Origin of the sequence: Paraeggerthella hominis (assembly GCF_021044775.1) — a bacterium.
Lineage (GTDB): Bacteria > Actinomycetota > Coriobacteriia > Coriobacteriales > Eggerthellaceae > Paraeggerthella > Paraeggerthella hominis.
In genome coordinates this window covers 37,271-56,908 of sequence record NZ_JAJNOQ010000006.1, presented here as the reverse complement: position 1 = coordinate 56,908, position 19,638 = coordinate 37,271, and the positions used below count along the sequence as shown (strand labels likewise).

The 19,638-nt window shown below is 62.8% G+C and carries 16 protein-coding genes; 5 read left to right on the top strand and 11 right to left on the bottom strand.

The window, feature by feature from the left end; all coding sequences use genetic code 11:
• Positions 1–92: 92 nt before the first annotated feature.
• The 8 genes from kdpA to LQE90_RS07820 all read right to left on the bottom strand — a co-directional run bounded on the left by kdpA (position 93) and on the right by LQE90_RS07820 (position 11,373).
• Positions 93–1,868: a potassium-transporting ATPase subunit KdpA gene (gene kdpA, locus LQE90_RS07855; RefSeq protein WP_216529361.1), complete on the bottom strand. Its 1,776-nt coding sequence runs from the start codon at positions 1,866–1,868 to the stop codon at positions 93–95.
• Positions 1,869–2,991: 1,123 nt separating this feature from the next.
• Positions 2,992–5,460 carry a tRNA (adenosine(37)-N6)-threonylcarbamoyltransferase complex transferase subunit TsaD gene (tsaD, locus tag LQE90_RS07850; RefSeq protein WP_216529360.1) on the bottom strand — a complete coding sequence of 823 codons (2,469 nt, stop codon included), beginning with the start codon at positions 5,458–5,460 and terminating at the stop codon, positions 2,992–2,994.
• A 4-nt stretch (positions 5,461–5,464) separates the two neighbouring features.
• Positions 5,465–5,971, bottom strand: a complete 507-nt coding sequence (gene tsaE / locus LQE90_RS07845) for a tRNA (adenosine(37)-N6)-threonylcarbamoyltransferase complex ATPase subunit type 1 TsaE (RefSeq protein ID WP_114567264.1) — start codon at positions 5,969–5,971, stop codon at positions 5,465–5,467.
• A gap of 105 nt (positions 5,972–6,076) precedes the next feature.
• Positions 6,077–6,871, bottom strand: coding sequence for a nitroreductase family protein (locus tag LQE90_RS07840; protein WP_216529359.1), 795 nt, complete (start codon positions 6,869–6,871; stop codon positions 6,077–6,079).
• A 4-nt stretch (positions 6,872–6,875) separates the two neighbouring features.
• Positions 6,876–7,727, bottom strand: a complete 852-nt coding sequence (locus LQE90_RS07835) for a bifunctional 5,10-methylenetetrahydrofolate dehydrogenase/5,10-methenyltetrahydrofolate cyclohydrolase (protein ID WP_216529358.1) — start codon at positions 7,725–7,727, stop codon at positions 6,876–6,878.
• A gap of 14 nt (positions 7,728–7,741) precedes the next feature.
• Complete coding sequence (locus LQE90_RS07830) at positions 7,742–8,353, bottom strand: cyclodeaminase/cyclohydrolase family protein (RefSeq protein ID WP_114567267.1); 612 nt, start codon at positions 8,351–8,353, stop codon at positions 7,742–7,744.
• Positions 8,354–8,777: 424 nt separating this feature from the next.
• Positions 8,778–10,466 (bottom strand): formate--tetrahydrofolate ligase, encoded by a 1,689-nt coding sequence (locus LQE90_RS07825; protein ID WP_114567268.1) that lies wholly within the window; start codon positions 10,464–10,466, stop codon positions 8,778–8,780.
• Between the two features lie 97 nt (positions 10,467–10,563).
• Entirely contained in the window at positions 10,564–11,373 is an 810-nt protein-coding gene (locus LQE90_RS07820; protein ID WP_216529357.1) for a type III pantothenate kinase, read from the bottom strand.
• 123 nt (positions 11,374–11,496) lie between these two features.
• On the opposite strand from LQE90_RS07820, the gene LQE90_RS07815 reads away from it, so the two are divergent.
• Positions 11,497–12,192: a response regulator transcription factor gene (locus LQE90_RS07815; protein WP_123192755.1), complete on the top strand. Its 696-nt coding sequence runs from the start codon at positions 11,497–11,499 to the stop codon at positions 12,190–12,192.
• Positions 12,193–12,302: 110 nt separating this feature from the next.
• Positions 12,303–13,238: a sensor histidine kinase gene (locus LQE90_RS07810; RefSeq protein WP_216529356.1), complete on the top strand. Its 936-nt coding sequence runs from the start codon at positions 12,303–12,305 to the stop codon at positions 13,236–13,238.
• 14 nt (positions 13,239–13,252) lie between these two features.
• Here LQE90_RS07810 and LQE90_RS07805 read toward each other — a convergent pair whose 3' ends face one another.
• Positions 13,253–13,744 (bottom strand): HsmA family protein, encoded by a 492-nt coding sequence (locus LQE90_RS07805; protein WP_114567271.1) that lies wholly within the window; start codon positions 13,742–13,744, stop codon positions 13,253–13,255.
• Positions 13,745–13,948: 204 nt separating this feature from the next.
• Between LQE90_RS07805 and LQE90_RS07800 the strand changes: the two genes are divergently transcribed.
• The 3 genes from LQE90_RS07800 (at position 13,949) to LQE90_RS07790 (ending at position 17,099) form a co-directional block, all read left to right on the top strand.
• On the top strand, positions 13,949–14,512 hold the full coding sequence (locus LQE90_RS07800; protein ID WP_114567272.1) for a TetR/AcrR family transcriptional regulator: 564 nt from the start codon (positions 13,949–13,951) through the stop codon (positions 14,510–14,512).
• Between the two features lie 44 nt (positions 14,513–14,556).
• Complete coding sequence (locus tag LQE90_RS07795; protein WP_216529355.1) at positions 14,557–15,300, top strand: gamma-glutamyl-gamma-aminobutyrate hydrolase family protein; 744 nt, start codon at positions 14,557–14,559, stop codon at positions 15,298–15,300.
• Positions 15,301–15,989: 689 nt separating this feature from the next.
• Entirely contained in the window at positions 15,990–17,099 is a 1,110-nt protein-coding gene (locus LQE90_RS07790; protein ID WP_216529354.1) for a 3-oxoacyl-ACP synthase III family protein, read from the top strand.
• Positions 17,100–17,211: 112 nt separating this feature from the next.
• Here the strand turns inward: LQE90_RS07790 and LQE90_RS07785 are convergent, their stop codons facing one another.
• On the bottom strand, positions 17,212–17,811 hold the full coding sequence (locus tag LQE90_RS07785; protein ID WP_123192761.1) for a biotin transporter BioY: 600 nt from the start codon (positions 17,809–17,811) through the stop codon (positions 17,212–17,214).
• A gap of 190 nt (positions 17,812–18,001) precedes the next feature.
• Positions 18,002–19,402 (bottom strand): MATE family efflux transporter, encoded by a 1,401-nt coding sequence (locus LQE90_RS07780; RefSeq protein WP_181792592.1) that lies wholly within the window; start codon positions 19,400–19,402, stop codon positions 18,002–18,004.
• Positions 19,403–19,638 lie beyond the last annotated feature (236 nt).

Genomic DNA, 19,638 nt, shown 5'->3' with positions numbered 1-19,638 from the left:
CTGCGTCTTTTCGCGAACCGCTTTTGGCGCCGCGGGAGCCTAGCAGCGCGGCCTTGCCTTGTGCAGCAGTCATCTTGCCTTCACCAACCTTCCTACAAAGCCATCGTCAACTGCTCGGCAACGGGGCCCAGCGCAAGCGCCGGAAGCATCGTCAGCGCGCCGATCAGCACCACCATAAGCACCAACAGGAACACGAACAGCCCATTGCTGGTGGACAACGTGCCAGCGCTGGCAGCCACCGTACGCCGACGAGCGAACCCGCCGGCAAGCGCGCACGCCGCCGCCAGGGGGATAAACCGGTTCGCCAGCATTTCCAGGGCAAGGACCGTGTTGATCAGGGGCGTGTTGGCGTTGAACCCGGCAAACGCCGATCCGTTGTTGCCGCCGGCGGAAACGGCCGCGTACAGCACCTCGGAGAACCCGTGCGCGCCGGGGTTTCCCAAACTGGCAACCGTAGCGGGATCAAGGCTCATGATGGCGGCACCCGCCAGGATGAGCAGCGGCGTAGTGATGCACAGGATCACGGCCATGCGCATCTCTTTCGGACCGATCTTCTTGCCCAGGTACTCGGGCGTTCGGCCCACCATCAGCCCGGCGATGAACACCGTCAGGATCACGAATCCCAGCATGCCGTACAGTCCGCATCCCACGCCGCCGAACACCACTTCGCCCAGCGAGATCAAAACGATGGGGACCATGCCGCCAAGTGGCGTGAAGCTGTCGTGCATGGCGTTGACCGAGCCGTTCGAAGCCGCCGTGGTGAACGCAGCCCACAAGGAAGAATCGGTTACGCCGAAGCGCGTCTCCTTGCCCTCCATGTTCCCGCCGGACTGGCCGTCGAAGCCCATGTACACCTGGCCGCCCGCCGCAAGCTGGGGCGTTCCCGCCTGCTCGAAAAAGGCGATTGCCGCCAGCGCCCCTATGAGCAGGATGAACATGGCCGCGAATATCGCGCGCCCCTGCCGGCGATCCATGACGAATCGCCCGAAGCTGAACACGCATGCCATAGGAACCAGCAACATGGAAAGACACTGCACCAGATTCGTGAGGGGCGTCGGGTTTTCAAGCGCGCTTGCAGAGTTGGCGCCGTTGAACCCGCCGCCGTTCGTGCCCAGCTGCTTGATGGCAACCTGGCTGGCCTGCGGCCCCATGGGCACCACAGCCTGATCGATCGTCTCAACCGCGTTGGGGTCGTTAGCGGAAACCACCTCTCCCTCGGCGTTCACGCCAACCGGCTCCAAAAGCTGAACCGTCTGGTACTCGTCGATGTTTTGGGGAGAGCCTTGCCATACGTTGATCATCGTCGCAACCAGGGCAAGCGGAATGAAGATGAACAGGATGGCGCGCGACACGTCGACGAAAAAGTTGCCAAGGCCTTCGCCCCCTTCGCTCACCAAGCCGCGAAACAGCGCGAACAGGACGGCCAGGCCCACCGCTGGCGTCGCGAAGTTCTGAACCGTAAGGCCAAACGCCTGCGAGAAGTAGCTGAGGGTGCTTTCGCCGCTGTACGCTTGCCAATTCGTGTTGGTAACGAAACTTGCTGCGGTATTGAATGCCAGGTCAACCGGGAGGCCAGGAAGCTTTTCGGGATTCAGGGGCAACACTCCTTGCAGCAGCAAAAGAGCGAACAGCCCAACCAAGCAGACGGCGGAAAACACCAGCGCGCTGGCAAGATAGCGCTTCCAGCCCATGTCTTCGGCCTTGTCGATGCCGATGCAGCAGCATATCGCATTCTCGACAGGCACGAGCACGCGCGACAGCACGGTGCGCTCGCCCGCCATGACTTTGTTGATGTATAGGCTCAGGGGAATGGCAAGGGCAACCAGCAACGCCAGGTAGATGCCGTATTCAAAGAGATTTCCCGTCATCGTCCGTCGCCGCCCTTCAGCAGCTTGCAGAACAAGTAGAACGCAAGCAGCACACTCAGCCCGCCAACGAAGCCCGTTACGAATTCCATCGTGGTCCTTCCTTCTTCTTTACGTTGCGCAGGTTCCGCGCGGGTGCTGCACCCAAGAGGAGCGACCCGTGCCGCGCGAAACCCTCGTGTGGCGATACAGCAGAAACCGGCAGGTCAACCCCCGTTCGATCGGGGCTAGCAGTACGCGCCAGGACACCGCCACATACTCAGCATAGAAGGGAGCGCGCAAGCATGGCGTAAAGATGTCGGCGTGAACGTTAAGATGGGGTAAAGACGATCGAGAAAGCTGAAGCGAGCTGCGGTTGGTCCGCTGTTGCGGCGCGGGCGGGCGGGGCGGCGCGGGGCGCGGGGGGGGCGCGGGCCGGAGGACTGACGAGCTGGTTGCGCGGAGCGAGGCGACGCACGGGGAACGCGCCCTCGATGCAGCGCGGGCGCGGCGGGCGCGGGGCGCAGCATGGCACACCGAGACGGAACGCGGGGCGCGGGGGCGATCGTGCGGCGCGGCCGGCCAACCGGTTCGCCGCCATCGCGGCGCGATGCCGCCAGCCGCGGCCCTCCGCCCCCTCGCCACCCGGTTGCGCACGAAAAACCGCCTTCGCTGGCAGGTTTTGACGGTTTGAGGTCGTCGAGATTGGCGCCGCCCCCGTTGCCGTTCGGCTTGCCTTTCGTTATGCCTGGTCACAGCGCTGGGCTGCTGTGCTGCGCTTTCGCGGGCGCTTACCCGGTCGGCTCAAACGACCTCAAACCGTCAAAACCTGCCAGCGGGAGCGTTTTTTCGTGCGCAAGGCGCCGATCCCGGGCAAGCGAGGGCGATTTTCCGCGCGTACGCTGCCGTTTCGAGCAAACGAAGCGTGGTTCTCGGGCCGCCGACGGCGTCGACGGCGAGCGCCGACAACAAGCGCGAAGCGAAATCCCTCGACCCCGCGGCGCGCGCCGGGCGCGGCGCGGCAGACGTCTCGCCATCACGCAATTGTTGCTCCGACCGTTCCGCGCCGCGCGCCGCGCGCCCGCAGCAGGCCCGCAAGCCCCGAGCGACGCGCAACCTCAAAGGAGAAACCTGGAGGACAGGCTTCCTAGTACGGCTCGTCCAAGTTGGCGTGGGCCTGGGCATCGGCGTCCAAGCCGAAGAACTTGCCCTGCCGATAGCGATCGAGCGCCACCAGCGCGATCATGCCGGCGTTGTCGCCGCACGCGCTCAAGGGCGGCATGACCAGGCGTACGCGCAAGCGCTCGCACAAGCTTTCGTACGCAGCGCGCAGCACCGGATTCGCCGCCACGCCGCCGCCCAGGCAGAACGTGCGCGCGCCCGTTTGCCGCAAAGCCATTTCGGCCTTCTTCACCTGCACGTCCACAACCGCCTGCTGAAAGCTGGCGCACACGTCGGGCACGTTGACGTCGCGGCCCGCCGCGCGTTCGTTGTTGATGTACGTGACCACGGCGGTTTTGAGCCCCGAAAGCGAGAAGCGCAAATCCCCCGAATGCATCATGGCGCGCGGAAACGCGATAGCGCGCGGGTCGCCCTTGGCCGCCTCGCGCGAGATCACAGGGCCGCCCGGATACCCCAGGCCAAGCGCCTTCGCTACCTTGTCGAACGCCTCTCCCACCGCGTCGTCGATCGTGGCTCCCAAAGTTTCATAATCGCCCCAATCCTTCATGTGCACAAGCAGCGTATTGCCGCCCGACACAAGCGACACCACAGCCGGCGGCGCGAAATCGGGCGCGCCGATCTTGTTCGCATACAGATGGCCTTCCAGGTGATGCACGCCGATGAACGGCTTTTCGACAGCCCAGGCAGCGCCCTTCGCGAATGCGACGCCCACCACCAGCGCGCCGACCAGCCCCGGTGCGTACGTCACGGAAACAGCGTCGAGGTCGCTCCACTTCAACCGAGAAACGCCCAGATGATCAGCGGCAACGTCGAAGCACTCGTCGCACACGCCGCAAATGGCTTCGATATGCTTTCGGCTGGCGATCTCGGGAACCACGCCGCCGAACCGCGCGTGGAAGTCTATCTGGGAAGCCACCACGTCGGACACCAACGTGCCCGCGCCGTCCACGATGGCCGCTGCCGTCTCGTCGCACGACGACTCGATGGCCAAAATGAGCGGGCGCACGAAATCGGAAGCCTCCGCGCAAGAGGACGCGCCCGCAGGCGACGAAGCGCGCGCTTCGTCGATGTGCAGCGCCATGCCCGCAACGTCGTGCTGGGCCAGCGGCAAGGGGCCCTCCAGGATGAGCGCGTCTTCGCCGTCGGAATAGTACCGAGGACGCGTGCCGATCGACCGGAAGCCAAGCGCCTCGTAGAACGCATGCGCGCCCTTGTTGCCCGCGCGAACCTCAAGCGAGCACGTCGAAGCGCCCAAATCGCGCGCATCGGACGCCACGCGCGCAAGCAGTTCGCGAGCGATGCCGCACCGACGCCACGACGGATCCACCCCCACTTTGAGGATCTGCACCTGCCCGTCGACCACCCATCCGCCGGCATAGCCGATCAAATGATCCTGGCTGTACGCCGCCCACCAGGTGCGATCGCCTCGCGGCAGCTCGTCTGCAACCAGCGCTGCGCTCCAAGCATCCGAACCCATGACCGTCGATTCCAAAGCCGCAACATCGGCTGCATGGGCAGCGTCAAGCGGCTTGTAGGTAATGCCGCTCGCATCGGGACGCGCGTTCAAAATCGCCGTATCGTGCATGCTGGCGCGCTGGTCTCGCCGAGGCGCCACGTCCTGCACACCAGCCGTCAAATTGCGCGGATCGTTCTTGGACAGGCGAATGCGCTCGTTCTCTTCCGCGTCCGACAAGCGCGTGTACACCGGCAACGCGAACGCCGGATCGTGCGCAACCGCGTCGAACGGATCCGCATCGCCCGCACGCCATGCAGCTTGCAGCGCCAGCAAAAGGCCCCGCCCCGTAGGCGTCCAGAGCGCTTCGGCAAGCGCCGATCCGCATGGATCGAACAGGTCCGCGTACTTGCGCAGCGCATCTCCGGCAATCAGCAGATTCGACAGGCCCGCTGCCGTCAGCTCTTCCGCAGCTGCTTCGACTTTCACCACGCGATCGGCTTCCAAGCGCTCGATGCCCTGGTCGTTCAAGGTGTAGCGCACCGGATACACCTCTTTGCGCATGGCGTCCGCCACCACCGCCAAGGCGCCGCGCGCGCCGTCGGCCTGCGCGTTCCATGCCACCGCGTCAAGCGACGACACGCCAATCAGGGGAACCTCAAGCGCCGAAGCGACGCCTTTCGCCGTTGCCATGGCAATGCGAACGCCCGTGAACGACCCCGGCCCGCGCCCGACGACCACGCAGGCGATCTGCTTGCGCGAGACGCCGGCTTCGGCCAAAGCCGCGTCGATGCGCGGCAGCAGCTGGGTATTCGACGCGCGGCGGGCCTCCGCCTCGACCGACGCGACCAATTCGACGGTACGGCTTTCGGAATGCAGCGCGCCCAGCCCGATGGCGATCACTTCATTAGCCGTGTCGAATGCAAGCACGTACGTTGCACGCGCAGACGCGCCCTGCGGACGCGGAGCAGCTTCACCCACCTGGTTACCTCGCAGACTTCATAAGGCGCGACTTGGAGTCCTTCGCCCAAAGAAACAAGAGCTGGCGCGACCGATCGCCGTACGCATGCGCCTCCACGGAGCGGTTCCCTTCGGAATCCACCGAAATGCACACCTCCAGATACCCGTACGGAAGCGACTCGGGAAACTTCTCGCCCCATTCGATGAACGACGCGCCGTCGGCATCTATGGTTTCGTAATAGCCGGTGTCCTCCAGTTGGTCGGCGGAGTCCAGTCTATACAGATCGAAATGATAGAGCGGCAGCGTGCCGCCGGGATACGTGAGCAAGATATTGAAGGTTGGGCTGGTCACCTGGTCGCGAACGCCCAGGCCAGCCGCCACGCCTTGCACGAACTGCGTCTTGCCCGCGCCCAGATCGCCCGTAAGCACGATGACGTCGCCAGCGTGCAGATACGGCGCCAGCGTGACCGCAAGCTGCTTCGTCGCCTCGGACGACGTGGTCTTGCGCGTGTATGTTAACCCGTTAGCCATACCCCGTATGATACGACAACCCGGCAAGACGCGGGAGCCGTTTCGGAATATCCCCATGCAAGGCGCGCGTACCTGCCCCGAAAGTCCCGAACGCGCGCAGAAGCGCTACTTCACCACGAAGTCGCCGGGCAGGCGCGGAGCGGTGCGACGGTACGTCACCGCCGGATATCCCAGCAGCATGCACGTTTGAAGCGGGCGATCCTGCACCTCCAGCCACGACTTCACCGCCGGAAGCCCCTCGGCCGCACGGCACAAGTACCCGTTGAAAAGCATGCCCAGGCCAAGCGATGCGGCCATAAGCTCCATGTTCTGCGAAGCAAGACCGGCGTCGTCCGCGCGATCAGCCGCCACGAACACCACCGCGGGGGCGTTACGGAACAGAAAGTCGCGCGAGGGTTCCGCCTTCACGCCCTCCAGGAACAGAGCGCATTGCGCAGCCCATCGGGGCCGATCGGATCCAGGCGAAGCGAGCACGTCCTCGATGCCGCCCCACACCAGCCGCTTGAGCTCGTCCAGGCCGTCCTGCACCACCACGAACCGACACCCTTGCGCGTTCTTAGCCGTGGCGGTGTAGCGTCCGGCCTGCAAGATCAGGTCGATCTTCTGGCGCTCCACCGCACAAGGCCGATACCTCCGAATGCTGCGCCGCGACTTGATCGCCTGCAGCAGATCGTGCGCGTCGACGAAGCGAGAAAGCGGCTCGGCGGGCTCCACGTCGGCCATATCGTAGCCGGAAATGGACACGGCACCCGTCGGGCACACGGCCACGCAATGCCCGCACAGGATGCACCGACCCAAAACCTGGGCGATTCCGTTCTGAATGCGCAGGTCATCGGCTACGCAATCGTCTGCGCACCTGCTGCACCCGATGCAGCGAGCCTCGTCGATCTCAACCCGCATCGCGCTACCTCAGCAATGCTTCCGCGGCAGCCACGGTATGAGCCATCGTCACCGAGGTGGTCACGGTTCCGATGCCGCCCGGCACCGGCGTGATGGCGCCCACGATGGGCTCCACCTCGTCGAAGTTCACGTCGCCGCACAGCTTGCCGTGCGTATCGAAGTTGATGCCCACGTCGAGCACCGTCTGACCAGGACTGAAGAACTCGGCCCCGTACGCCCGCGCGCGCCCCGTCGCGCAGATAACGATGTCGGCCTCGCGGCAAATGGCCGGCAGGTTCTCGGTCCGGGAATGGCAGATAGTCACGCTGGCGTTGCGCCGCAGCAGCATCATGGACACCGGCTTGCCCACCACCAGGCTGCGGCCGACCACCACCACGTGCTTGCCCACCAGGGGCACGTCGTAATGGTCGAGCATTTCAACGCAGGCCGCAGCGGTGCACGGCGGAAACCCGTCGCTCGCATCGGTGAACACGGAGGCCAGCGAGGCAAGCGATATGCCGTCGACGTCCTTCGCCGGAGCAAGCGCGTTGCACATGGCCTTCTCGTCGATGAAGCTGGGCAAGGGGCGAAACATGAGGCACCCGTGCACGGTCTTGTCGTAATTGATGGACTGGAGCGTTGCCTGCAAGGCAGCCTGCGGAGCGAATTCGTCCAGCACGTACGGCTTGACCGCGATGCCCAGGCTTTCCGCGCGCTTGACGGCCGTGCGCTCGTAGGACAGGTCGTCGGGACGCGCGCCCACGCGCACAAGAGCGAGCGTGGGAACGATTCCCTCCCGCCGCAGAACCTCGATGCGCACGCTCATATCCTGCGCCATGCGATCGACGACGGGCTTCCCTCTCAGCTGAATGGCCATACGATCAGGCTCCTTTACGAAACAGCTTGCTTGACGTGCGCGAACAGATCGTCGCACTGAGCACGAACGGAATCGGCAACGGCGTTGGCCTGGTCGCGATAGCGCGCGGCCCGGTCGCGATCATCCATCGAAGCGGCGTTGATGAATATGTTGAGGCTCGCCCCGTCCACGGCGGCGCGCGCGAACGCCGCAGCTACGCCGGCGTCGGAGAGGGCCATCCGGCTGCCGTGGTACGCCAGGAAGTCGGTCAGCTCGACCACCTCCGCAATGCGCTGCATAATTTCCAGGGGGACGTCGCATGCGCCCACAAGCGCGGTTTGCAGCGCTTCGTTTTTCGCCGCCTGCTCCTCGGGCGTCGCCTTGGGCATGCGATACGCAGCGGCCAGCGGCGCGAACGCGCGCGCATCCTCGTCCACCAGCTCGATCAAACGCTCCCGCACGGCGGCAAGCTTTTCCAGCGTCACGTACGCGTCGGCCTCCACATCGGCGTACGTTTTCTTGCCCACGGTCAGGTTCCCCACCATGGAAGCAAGGGCCGAAGCCAGCGCGCCCACGTACGCGGAAGCCCCTCCCCCGCCCGGCGTTGGAGCGGAGCTAGCCAATTCCTCGATGAACTTCGTATCCATTCGGGCCTCCTCGCAGGCAAGTCCAAAGCGCATTCCAGCTGACCGGAAACCGGGTGCGCGACGGCAACACGTTCCGAACGCGCTCTACGCGCCTTTTCTTGAAACGGTCATTGTGCCAGAAAGCCCGCATCCGAACAGCGCCTGCCGCCCAAAAACAGGCCGGTTTGGCAGGAATTCCACGGCGGAGGGAGCGCGAGGGAGCGGAGAGGGCCGCCCGATGACGGAGAGCGAGCGCCCCGCCGAAGCTTTGGTCGCCCAGGTTGGCGTAGTAAATCAGCGAGGGCTTCCACGGTGCCCCAGATCGGCCCGTTTCGCGGCCGAGCGTGCTTCGCACGTGAGGGCAAGCGAAAAAGGGTCGAGATGGAGTGCCGTGGAAGCCCGCAGCGTCGGCGTGTTCCGCCGTTCGGAGAACGGCGGAACACGATTAGAACAGTCCGGAAATCTTGCCGGTTTCGTCCACGTCGATCTTGAACGCAGCCGGGCTCTTCCCCAGGCCGGGCATGGTCATGATGGATCCCGTCAGGGCCACCACGAAACCAGCGCCTGCAGACACCTTCGCCTGGCGAACGGTCACCGTGAAGTCGCGCGGCGCGCCCAGCTTGGTCTGGTCGTCGCTGAACGAGTACTGGGTCTTGGCCATGCACACGGGCATGTTGCCGAACCCGAGCGCCTCAAGCTGCGCCAGCTCCTTCTTCGCAGCCGGCTCGAACGTCACGCCGTCGGCGTGGTAGATGCGCTTCGCGATGGCCTCGATCTTCTGAGCCAGCGTCAGGTCGTCGTCGTAAGAGAACTCGAACGTCTCGGCGCTGCGGCCCTCGGCGTCGCCCTCTTCGCACAGGCGCACCACCTCGTCGGCCAGCGCCTGGCCGCCCTTGCCGCCCTTCGCCCACACCTCGGACAGCGCGACGTTCACGCCCAGTTCGCGGCACTTGGCTTCCACCAGGTCCAGCTCGGCCTTGGTGTCGGTCGGGAACGCGTTGATGGCAACGACGCACGGCAGGTTGTACACCTTCGTGATGTTCTCCACGTGCTGCAGCAGGTTGGGCAGGCCGGCCTCCAGGGCCTCCAGGTTTTCCTCATTGAGGTCAGCCTTCGCCACGCCGCCGTGATTCTTGAGCGCGCGCACCGTGGCAACCACGACCACGGCGTCGGGCTTGAGGCCCGCCAAGCGGCACTTGATGTCCAGGAACTTCTCCGCACCCAGGTCGGCACCGAAGCCGGCTTCGGTCACGCAGTAATCGCCCAGCGCCATGGCCATGCGCGTGGCCATGATGGAGTTGCAGCCGTGGGCGATGTTGGCGAAGGGACCGCCGTGCACGAACGCCGGCGTGCCTTCGAGCGTCTGCACCAGGTTCGGCTTCAAGGCGTCCTTCAGCAGCGCCGTCATAGCGCCCTCGGCATGCAGGTCGTGCGCCGTAACCGGCTTGTCGTCGTAGGTGTAGCCCACCACGATGCGGCCCAGGCGCTCCTTGAGATCGGTAATGGAAGTGGCCAGGCAGAAAATGGCCATGACCTCGGAGGCCACCGTAATGTCGAAGCCGTCCTCGCGCGGCACGCCATGCGCCTTGCCGCCCAAACCGTCCACGATGTTGCGCAGCTGGCGGTCGTTCATGTCCACCACGCGCTTCCACGTGATCTTGCGCACGTCGATGCCCAGCTCGTTGCCGTTGTGGATGTGCGCATCCAGCAGAGCCGCCAGCAGGTTGTTGGCCGCGCCGATGGCATGGAAGTCGCCCGTGAAGTGCAGGTTGATGTCCTCCATGGGAATGACCTGGGCGTATCCGCCGCCCGCCGCGCCGCCCTTGATGCCGAACACGGGACCGAGCGAAGGCTCGCGCAGAGCCACGACCACGTTCTTGTCCTGAAGGGCCAGCGCATCGGCCAAACCTACCGTCGTGGTGGTCTTGCCTTCGCCGGCCGGCGTGGGGTTGATGGCCGTGACCAGGATGAGCTTGCCCGGCGCGTGCTCCACGTCCGCGAGCAAGTTGTAGTCGACTTTCGCCTTGTTGGTGCCGTACATCTCCAGGTACGACTCCGGCACGCCCGCCTTCTTGGCGATCGCGCTGATGTGCTCGGGGGTGGTCGCTTGGGCAATTTCAATGTCACTCAACACGTCGGGCCCTCACTTTCTTGGTTTGGTCTGGACTTTTCGGAATCATGAAGTATAGCGTGCGCAGCGGCATAAAACGGCGGGCATGCGGTCGAAGGTCTTAGGATAGGGCAATGCGGTCGCACAATCCGCATTCCGCCTGATCCGCCGACGCCTCGTACACCAAGCGCAATCCTTCCAACGTCAGATCGGGATTGGTCGTCGTAATGGTCTGCGACTGGGCGGCCACGCGAGAAGCAAGCCCGCCCGTAGCAACCACGGTGGTCTGGTAGCCCAGCTGATCGAAGATACGGCGCACCAGCCCGTCCACACGATCGGCCTCGCCGTAAACGATGCCCGCCTGAATGGCCTGCTCGGTGTTGTGCCCGATGGCGGTATGGGGATCGACCAGGTCGATGGCGCCCAGCTTGGTCGCATGATCGAACAGCGCCGACGACGACGTTTCGATGCCCGGGGCAATCACGCCGCCCACAAACCGACCCTGATCGTCCACTACCTCCATGTTGGTGGCCGTGCCGAAATCGACCACGATCACCGGCGCGCCGTACAACGCCTTCGCCGCCACTGCGTCGGCCACGCGGTCCGCGCCGATCTCGTGCGGGTTGGGATAGTCAGCCTCGAACAAATTCCCTGCGGTTTCAGCCGAGCACACCAGCGCGTGCTTGCCGATCATGCGCCTCGTCGCATCGCACCACGCCGCCGTCAGCTGCGGAACCACCGAAGCAAGCGCCACGCCGTCCAGGTCGTCGAACGCAATCCCCTCGGAGCTCAGCAAAGGCACCAGCTTGACGCGGAGCTCGTCCGACGTATGGCGTTTGTTGGTGGCCACGCGCCACCGAAACCGAAGAGCCCCTTCCTGGTAGATGCCGAATACCGTTTGCGTGTTCCCCACGTCGATAGCAAGTAACATGTTTCTGACAGTCTCCTTATACGGCGCCCGAAATGTTTATAGTTGCTCTCGTCATTATAGCAACCCGCTTACGCTCATCTGTCAGGCAGCGGCCACGGGACCTATCTGATAGAAAGGCACCACATGAACGACACCCCGCATCGCATCCTCGTTGTAGACGACGAGCCGTCGATAACCGAATTCGTCAGCTACGCTCTGAAAAAAGAGGGCTTCTACACCGACGTCGTGGACAACGGCGAAGACGCCCTGGCGCTGGCCACGAAAAACTCTTACGACCTGTTCGTTCTTGACATCATGCTCCCGGGCATGGACGGCTACGAGCTGTGCCGTCGCCTGCGCTCGAAGACCACCGTCCCCGTCCTGTTCCTTTCGGCGCGCGACACCGAGCTGGACAAAGTGGTCGGCCTGGAAATTGGCGGGGACGACTATCTGGCCAAGCCCTTCGGCGTGCGCGAGCTGATCGCACGTGTGCGCGCGCTGCTGCGCCGCGGATCGGGCGGAGATTTCCCCGGAGCCAACCATGCGGTCACCGCAAGCGGTATTACCCTGGATGAAGACGCCCACACGGCATCGGGCCAGCATGGCGAAATCGAGCTTACGCCGCGCGAATTCGAGCTACTGGCCAGCCTGATGAAGAACGCCGGAAAAGTGGTTTCGCGCGAAGATCTGCTCCGCGACGCCTGGGGTTGGGAATACTTGACCGAAACCAAGACCGTGGACACGCACATCAAGCGTCTGCGTGATAAGATTGAGTCCGCCGGTTACGATCCCGGCCTGGTAGAAACGGTACGCGGATACGGATACAGGTTCAAGCAATAAAAAGGCTACAGACATATTTTTCATTGCTGGCAACCTTGCTTTCGCTGCTTGCCAGCGCAGTTGTTCTCCTGGTTTGCCTTCTCGCCTTCGGCACTCCGCCGAGGGCGTTTTTGCTGCTGATTCCCGTCCTGCTGGTTACGTTTCCCTTAAGCCTGGTCATCGGTCATTTTCTGTCAGAGCCGCTACGCATGCTGGCCAAGAAAACCGCCGCGTACCGATCCGGCATGGACGTGTCCATCGAGGCGGATGGCAGAATGCTGGAGGCCGACCATTTGGCAAACGATTTCCGTGCGCTTGTTCAAACGGCAAAGACGCAGCAGCACGATCTGGCGCTGAAAGAGCGTCGCCAAGCTGCCTTCATCAGCGACGTTGCCCACGAGTTGCGGACCCCCCTGACCGCCATCCGCGGCAACGCCGAAATGCTGGAAGACCCCGACCTTCCTGCGGAGCTGCACGATAAGTTCTGTTCCATCATCATCAACGAGAGCGAGCGCCTCAGCCGCCTGACGCACGATCTGCTCACCCTTCAGCGTATAGAAGACGACAGCATGCCCTTCGAGCTTTCGCGCGTGAACCTTCGGGAGCTTGCCTCGGGCGTGGTCGATGCGCTGGAGCCCATCCTACGCGACCGGCAGGCGCACACCGAGATCATGGGAGAAGCGCCCGACGTGCTGGGAAATCCCGACAGGCTCAAGCAGGCCGTCACGAACCTGGTGGAGAACGCAAGCCGATTCATCGAGCTGGGCGGCCATATCACCATCGAGCTGTTCGGGTTGAGGGGCAACTCCATCATCGCCGTGAGAGACGACGGCACCGGCTTCGGCGACGTAGATCCGAAACTCCTGTTCGACCGCTTCTACCGCACCGACGCCTCGCGAAGCCGCGGAACGGGCGGCACGGGGCTGGGCCTGGCCATCGTGAAATCCGTGGTCGAAGCGCATGACGGCACCGTCGAGGCCATCAACCTGCCCGACGGCGGCGCCTGCTTCATCATCGCCTTGCCGTCCATCCCAGCCGACATCCGCACCGACCAGCCGGGACGGTAAGCTGCGCGAAAACGCTAGCGTGCCGGGTGATGGGCATGGCGGCGCGTCGAACGGAAAAGCACGAACGCAAGAACGGCAACGATCACGACGCTCGTTCCGATAGCGCACACGGCCTGCAAGTGAATGGCGGGGATGCCCACCAGCATGCCAATAATGTACGGAACCAGCCAAGCAAGCCATACCACCGTGCTGAACGTGTGGAATCGCAGCATCGAACGCTCGTTTTGACGAACGTAGGTGACGGTTGCCCAAGTGGCGTGAATCAACATGAGCGCGATGGCCAGCATGCCGGTGATCGCATGCACGCCGAAGCCCGATGCGCCCGATTGCTGCGCGATGTTGCTCATGAGCATGGTTCCCGTCGTGTCGCAAGTCAGACCCGCCCAGAACAGAACCACGTGACGGAGCGACAGCGTCCCCGACCGACGCTCGCCGAACACGCCGATGGTGTACAGGATCAGCGCAAACGTAATAGCGGTGCTCGCTGCAATCAAATCCCAGCTCATTGTATGCTCCTTTCGTTATCGGGCTGTCGCCCGTCTATATACATGAACCTCGTTCATTAATGAACAAGGTTCATATTAGAAAGAGGGCCCGCTCATGGCAAGCAGTCTGGAAGATCGCCACGGTTTCTTCACGCCCGCGTTCGCATCCTTCCTCTACAATGAGGGTCGTTCGCGCACCGACTACCCTTCGTACGGGAGGCTTCCATGGGTAATAAGCCCGTCATCACCAAGCAACAGGTACTGGATGCAGCATTCGAGCTGGCCAGCACGAAAGGCCTTTCGGGATTGAGCATCCGGGAGGTCGCACGATCCTGCGACGTTGCCGTTGGCACGGTTTATAACTCCTATCCCACAAAGTCCGACCTGGTCAACGATGTGGTAGGAAAATTCTGGAACGAATCGCTTTCCTGTTTCATGCCGTTGGCCGCTGCAAACGGCGACTTCGTGGATCTCTGCCGAGACCTTGCCGCCAAGCTTTCGGTTGCCCTCGAGAAGTTTCGCAACGACTGGCTGGCGGAGGTATCCACGCTCAACACGCACGATCTTGCCGCCGCACACCTGCGCGAAGAAGCGTGCTTTGCGCACATCCGAAAAGGCCTGATCTACGCAATCGAGCGCGATCCCCGCATCGTCAAAGAACGGCTCGAGGGTCCCCTTGCGCCGGAACCCCTGTGCGTTTTCGTATGGGCCAGCATGCTCACCTCCGTCAAACGGGGAGATTTTTCCTGCGAAACGCTGTTCGAGCTGCTCAGGCGAACGCTGTACTAAGAACGCAAAGAAGGTGCAACCCGCGCCGGAAGGGGAACGAGCGCATGATCATCGGCATAACGACCACCTTCGTGGTGGAAGAGCAAAAGGACGAGCGCGTTCCCGTCGAACGCGTTACGGCAGAGTACGTGCGACGCGTTGCCGCCACGGGAGCGGTGCCTGTTTTGCTGCCGCCGATAGACGGCACGGACGAAGACAACGAACGCATCGCACGCGAGCTTATCGAACGCATCGACGGGCTGGTGCTTGCCGGCGGAGGCGACATCGCGCCGACCCGATACGGCGACCACGAACAGCTTCCCGAAACAACTTACATGTTCGACACGCGCGACGCGCTGGAGCTGGAGCTTGCCCGACTCGCGCACAAACTCGACGTTCCCACGCTGGGCATCTGCCGCGGCATGCAGGTCATGAACGTAGCCCTTGGTGGCACGCTGCACCAAGACGTGCACGCCTGCGGCCTGACTACGGCAAAGCATCAGCAAAAGCCGCCTTACGACGTGACGCAGCAAAGCGTTCGCCTTGTTGTCGACAGCGCGCTAGGACGCGCGCTTCAGGCAGATCCGCAGGTCAAGGGCCCGCAACGCACGATCACCGTGAATTCCATGCACCACCAGGCGGTATCCGAGGTCGCACCGTCGCTTCGCGTGTCGGCCGTCAGCGACGACGGGCTGATCGAAGGCTTGGAAGATCCCACGCGCACGTTTTTCCTGGGCGTTCAGTGGCACCCCGAGTACTTGGACGACAACGCTCCCCTGTTCCAGGCGCTCGCCGACGCCGCGCGCTAGGGCGCATCAGCGCGCGGGACGAAACGCGGGCGCGCCGAGTCCGTGCAGAGCGCGGGATGCGGGATGCGGGATGCACGGGCATCGGGGCCGTGCGGCGCGCAAAGCGCGGGATGCGAGATGCGGGATACATGGCATCGGGGCCGTGCGACGCGCAAAGCGCTAACATGCCGAAGCCGCACGTTGCGGCCGCCACGGCGTGCAGCATGCGGCGCTCGGCGATGCCCCCAGACCGCGCCGAGCAAACCCAGCAGCGAAAGCCCGATCGCTTCCTGTCAAAACAATCGAGTTTTGCGGCGATTTTCCGCCCCTGAGGGAGCAGCTTCTGGGGCGCGTTTTGCATCGCCCCAGTTCATGCAGCCGTCAGCAGCTTTTATCCTGGTTCGAGGACCAGCAAAACTCGCTCGTTTTGACAGGACGCGCGAAGCCGAAGCAGAACCGCACGCAGGGAGCCCGCGCGGAGCGCAGCCGAAAGCGCATCCGCCCTCAAGCCGCGCGCCGCCGCCCCCTCCTCAAAGCGCGCCTCAAAGCGCACCTTGCCCGAATCCCATTGTGAAGGTAGCCTGATGTTTCCGTAAAGCAAGCCGCACCGCCCGATGCAACCTCGGCGCCGATGCTATACTGCTTTTAGTTTGATTATCAAAGTATTTGCTCGCCAGGCACGGCTGCCTGGCGGCCGGGAACGGAGCACTATGGGCTGCACGATCATCGGATGCGGGAAAGCGCTTCCCACGCTAGACGTCGACAACAACGCATTGGCAACGCTGGTGGACACAAGCGACGAATGGATCGCGTCGCGCACCGGCATCGAAAGCCGACGCATCGCTTCTGACGAAACAAGCACCGACCTGAGCGAAAGCGCCGCGCGTCAGGCACTCGGCTGGAGCGAAGGCGGCTACGCGGAGCGCGTCGTGGACGCCAGCGAAATCGACCTTGTCATCTTCGCCACCATCTCGCCCGACGTGATGGTCCCCTCGTGCGCGGGGCTGCTGCGCAAACGCCTGGGGCTCTCGAACGCCGCGGCATTCGACTTGAACGCCGCATGCTCAGGATTCGTGTACGGCCTCTCGGTCGCAGAATCGATGATGGCGGCATGCGCGCCCAACATCGCAGGCGCAAAGGGGCGCAACCCCATTCGCCGGGCGCTCATCGTAGGGTCGGAGCGCTTGTCGCGCATCACCAACTGGGATGACCGCAACACGTGCGTGCTGTTCGGCGACGGTGCCGGAGCGGCCGTGGTGGAATGGGATCAGAACCGTGCGGGCGTTTTGAGCAGCTTCATTGCAAACGAGGACGATCCTTCCAATGCGCTCACATGCCCTGCCGCCTACGACTCCCCGGTTCCCTTCGATGCGGACGGCGTGAACAACGATGCGAGATCGAACGATCGATCGCTGACGTCCATCGATGAAGAACTGGGCATAGCACAGCTGATTGCAGCCGGCGAACCGCGCCAGGTGCTGCGCATGGACGGGCCGAAGGTGTTCAAGTTCGCGGCAGACGCCATGGCCACCGCCGTGTTCTCCGCTTTGGAACGCGCGGACCTGACGCTTGATGACGTGGCGCTTGTCGTCCCCCACCAGGCTAACGAGCGCATCATCAAATACGCTGCGAAGAAAATGGGGCGTCCGCTTGACTTCTTCCAGGTTTCCATTGCCCATCGCGGCAATTCATCGGCCGCATGCGTGCCGATGACTTTGGCGGACGCATACGAAAACGGGCGCATCAAACCGGGCGACATCGTGGTGCTTGTGGCTTTCGGCGGCGGCTTCACCTCGGGCGCCGTCGTCTACCAAGCGTAGGAAATTGCGCTTCTAGCGTGAGATAGACGGGGAGGGGCGAGGTCAACGACCTCGCCCCTCCCCGTTCCATGCGCGAATCCGCATCGCGGATACGCGCGCTCTGTCGTCGCGCTTATCGCTGCGGCACGGCGGTGCGTACGGCACGTGCGCAGATGGCAGCCGCCACCATCTTCAGCACGTCGACCACCACGAACGGAGCAATCGTAGTCATGAACGCAGCCATGGGATCGGTCCCGGTCACCGCCATGAACTGCGCCCAGCCGCACACGTACACCACGCACAGAAACACCAGGCAAACGGCAACATCCAGCACCAGCCCCTTCACCACGGAAACTTTCCCGTCACCCTCAAAACGACCGCGCAGCGCATGCAGCACCAGAAGCACCACTGCTGCGCCCACCAGGCATCCCCACAAGTAACCGCCCGTGGGACCCGCCAGAACGCCGATGCCGCCGCGCATGCTGGAAAACACCGGCAACCCGATAGCGCCCAGCACCAGATAGCCGGCAATCGCGGCAAGGCATTGCTTGGGCGTGAGCACCAGAATGGCAAACGCGAACGCGAACATCTGCAACGTGAACGGAACCGGACCCAGCGGAACAGTCACCCAAGCGGAAACGGCCATGATGGCGATCGAAAGGCCGACGAACGCTATCGAACGCGTGCGGGACGCCGCGCCCTTCTTCTGCACCTTGCTGCGTGCTTCTTCCATGCGAAGACTCTCCTTCATCTCAACTCGATACTGCAAGGCGTCTATGCTAGCGCACGTTGCCCTAATTGTGAATCAAGAGGTCATCGCAAGGGTGACAATCGCCGATTCGCGCAAAGCGAGCCGAAGCAAGCGCACGGCTGCAAACATGAACGCGCGGTATCGTTCAAACAGTCCGATACCGCGCTTCTTTTTAGAACTTGGCTTTGATCTCGCCCGCCTCGAGCTTCTTGAGTCGACCCATTTCCACAACGATGAACACAACCGTAACAAAAATGGACAGGAAGTCCGAGATCGGCGTGGCAAAATACAGCGCATCCAAGCTGGTGAACTGCGGGAACCAACCCGGCAAAACCATCGGCAGGCAAACAAGCAGCGGAACCAGGAACAGAATCTGACGCGTCAGCGACAAGAAGATGGACTTCGCAGGCTGACCCGTAGCCTGAAAGTAGTTCGATCCCACAATCTGGAACCCAATGAACGGAAGCATGATAAGCTGCACCTTCAGCGCGAACACCGTGAAGTTCTGCAAGTTCGGATCCACGATGCCGAAAAAGCCCACGATCTCTTCCGGGAATATGTGCACGAGGGCCCACAGCACCAAACCTATGCCCGTAGCGCCGAAAATACCGTACCAGAGCGTCTTTTTCACACGCTCGAACAGGTGGGCGCCGTAGTTGAAGCCCAGCAGGGGCTGTATCGCGATGGCAACTCCAATCAACGGCAGAACGGCGAACATGGCCACGCGTTGCACCACGCCGATAGATGCAAGGGCCCCTTCCGCACCCAAAACGCTCATGGAACCGTACATATTCAGCAGGTTGTTCAACACGAAGTTGACCACGGCCATGCCCGCTTGAACCGCAAAGCTTGCCAAACCCAGCGACATGATAAGACCCACCGTTCGACCATGAAGGGGCATGCTGCGCAAGCGCAGTTTCATGGGAACGTTTTTAGTAAAGATGAAGTACCACAGCACGCACGCGCACGAGATTGCCTGGCCGAACACCGTGGCGAGCGCGCTTCCCTGCACGCCCCAGCCAAACACCATCACGAACAAGTAATTGAACACCGTGCAGGCCACCGCGCCAATAATCATGGTGGAGAGCGCACGGTTAGGAGCACCGGCAGTACGGATAAAGTTGTTCACGCCCATGCCGATGCACTGGAAAATGAATCCCAGAGAGATAATCTGGATGAACGAGCGCGCATATTCCCAATCTTCCGGCGTTGCGCCGGACACCTTCAACAACCCGTCTATGCAAATCGGAATATGCACGATCACGGCCACGATGATGCACATGACGATAGAAAGCGAAACGGTGTTGCCCAAGCTTCGCTCGGCTTCGTCGCGCTTGCCTTCGCCCATGCGCAGCGCGGCCAATGCGTTGCCGCCATTGCCCACCAGCATGGCGATAGCCATGAACACCGTCATAATAGGCATGGCAACCGTTGCCGTAGCCAGACCGATCTCGCCCATGGCCTGCCCCAGAAAAATGGAGTCGATCAGGTTGTATGCGCCGTTCACCAACATGCCCAGGATAGAGGGGATGGCAAATTCCACGATCAGGCGAGGAATGGACGCCGTGCCCATGCGCGTGACTTTATCTTCTTTCGGATGCTTTCGTTCGGGCGATCCGGAACCCTGCGGAGGCGCCGTCTGAAGAGACCCGGACGGCGTCGTTTCACTCGTTGCTACCATGCCTTCGATGCTGCCTTTCGCTCATTTCGTACAAAGAGAACGCTCTATTGTACTCCCTTTCGAGCACATTACGAGGAACCGTATGCATACTCCACGAAGGCTCGGAGATCGGATGCGGAAGCGGAAAG

What these genes read in the sequence shown, in the direction of transcription:
- LQE90_RS07795 (WP_216529355.1), top strand. Translation starts at nt 14,557, where the DNA reads ATGATCATCGGCATAACGACCACCTTCGTGGTGGAAGAGCAAAAGGAC.
- tsaE (WP_114567264.1), bottom strand. Translation starts at nt 5,971, where the DNA reads ATGGCTAACGGGTTAACATACACGCGCAAGACCACGTCGTCCGAGGCG.
- LQE90_RS07830 (WP_114567267.1), bottom strand. Translation starts at nt 8,353, where the DNA reads ATGGATACGAAGTTCATCGAGGAATTGGCTAGCTCCGCTCCAACGCCG.
- LQE90_RS07800 (WP_114567272.1), top strand. Translation starts at nt 13,949, where the DNA reads ATGGGTAATAAGCCCGTCATCACCAAGCAACAGGTACTGGATGCAGCA.
- LQE90_RS07815 (WP_123192755.1), top strand. Translation starts at nt 11,497, where the DNA reads ATGAACGACACCCCGCATCGCATCCTCGTTGTAGACGACGAGCCGTCG.
- LQE90_RS07835 (WP_216529358.1), bottom strand. Translation starts at nt 7,727, where the DNA reads ATGGCCATTCAGCTGAGAGGGAAGCCCGTCGTCGATCGCATGGCGCAG.
- LQE90_RS07780 (WP_181792592.1), bottom strand. Translation starts at nt 19,402, where the DNA reads ATGGGCACGGCGTCCATTCCTCGCCTGATCGTGGAATTTGCCATCCCC.
- LQE90_RS07840 (WP_216529359.1), bottom strand. Translation starts at nt 6,871, where the DNA reads ATGCGGGTTGAGATCGACGAGGCTCGCTGCATCGGGTGCAGCAGGTGC.
- LQE90_RS07790 (WP_216529354.1), top strand. Translation starts at nt 15,990, where the DNA reads ATGGGCTGCACGATCATCGGATGCGGGAAAGCGCTTCCCACGCTAGAC.
- LQE90_RS07805 (WP_114567271.1), bottom strand. Translation starts at nt 13,744, where the DNA reads ATGAGCTGGGATTTGATTGCAGCGAGCACCGCTATTACGTTTGCGCTG.
- kdpA (WP_216529361.1), bottom strand. Translation starts at nt 1,868, where the DNA reads ATGACGGGAAATCTCTTTGAATACGGCATCTACCTGGCGTTGCTGGTT.
- LQE90_RS07820 (WP_216529357.1), bottom strand. Translation starts at nt 11,373, where the DNA reads ATGTTACTTGCTATCGACGTGGGGAACACGCAAACGGTATTCGGCATC.
- LQE90_RS07785 (WP_123192761.1), bottom strand. Translation starts at nt 17,811, where the DNA reads ATGGAAGAAGCACGCAGCAAGGTGCAGAAGAAGGGCGCGGCGTCCCGC.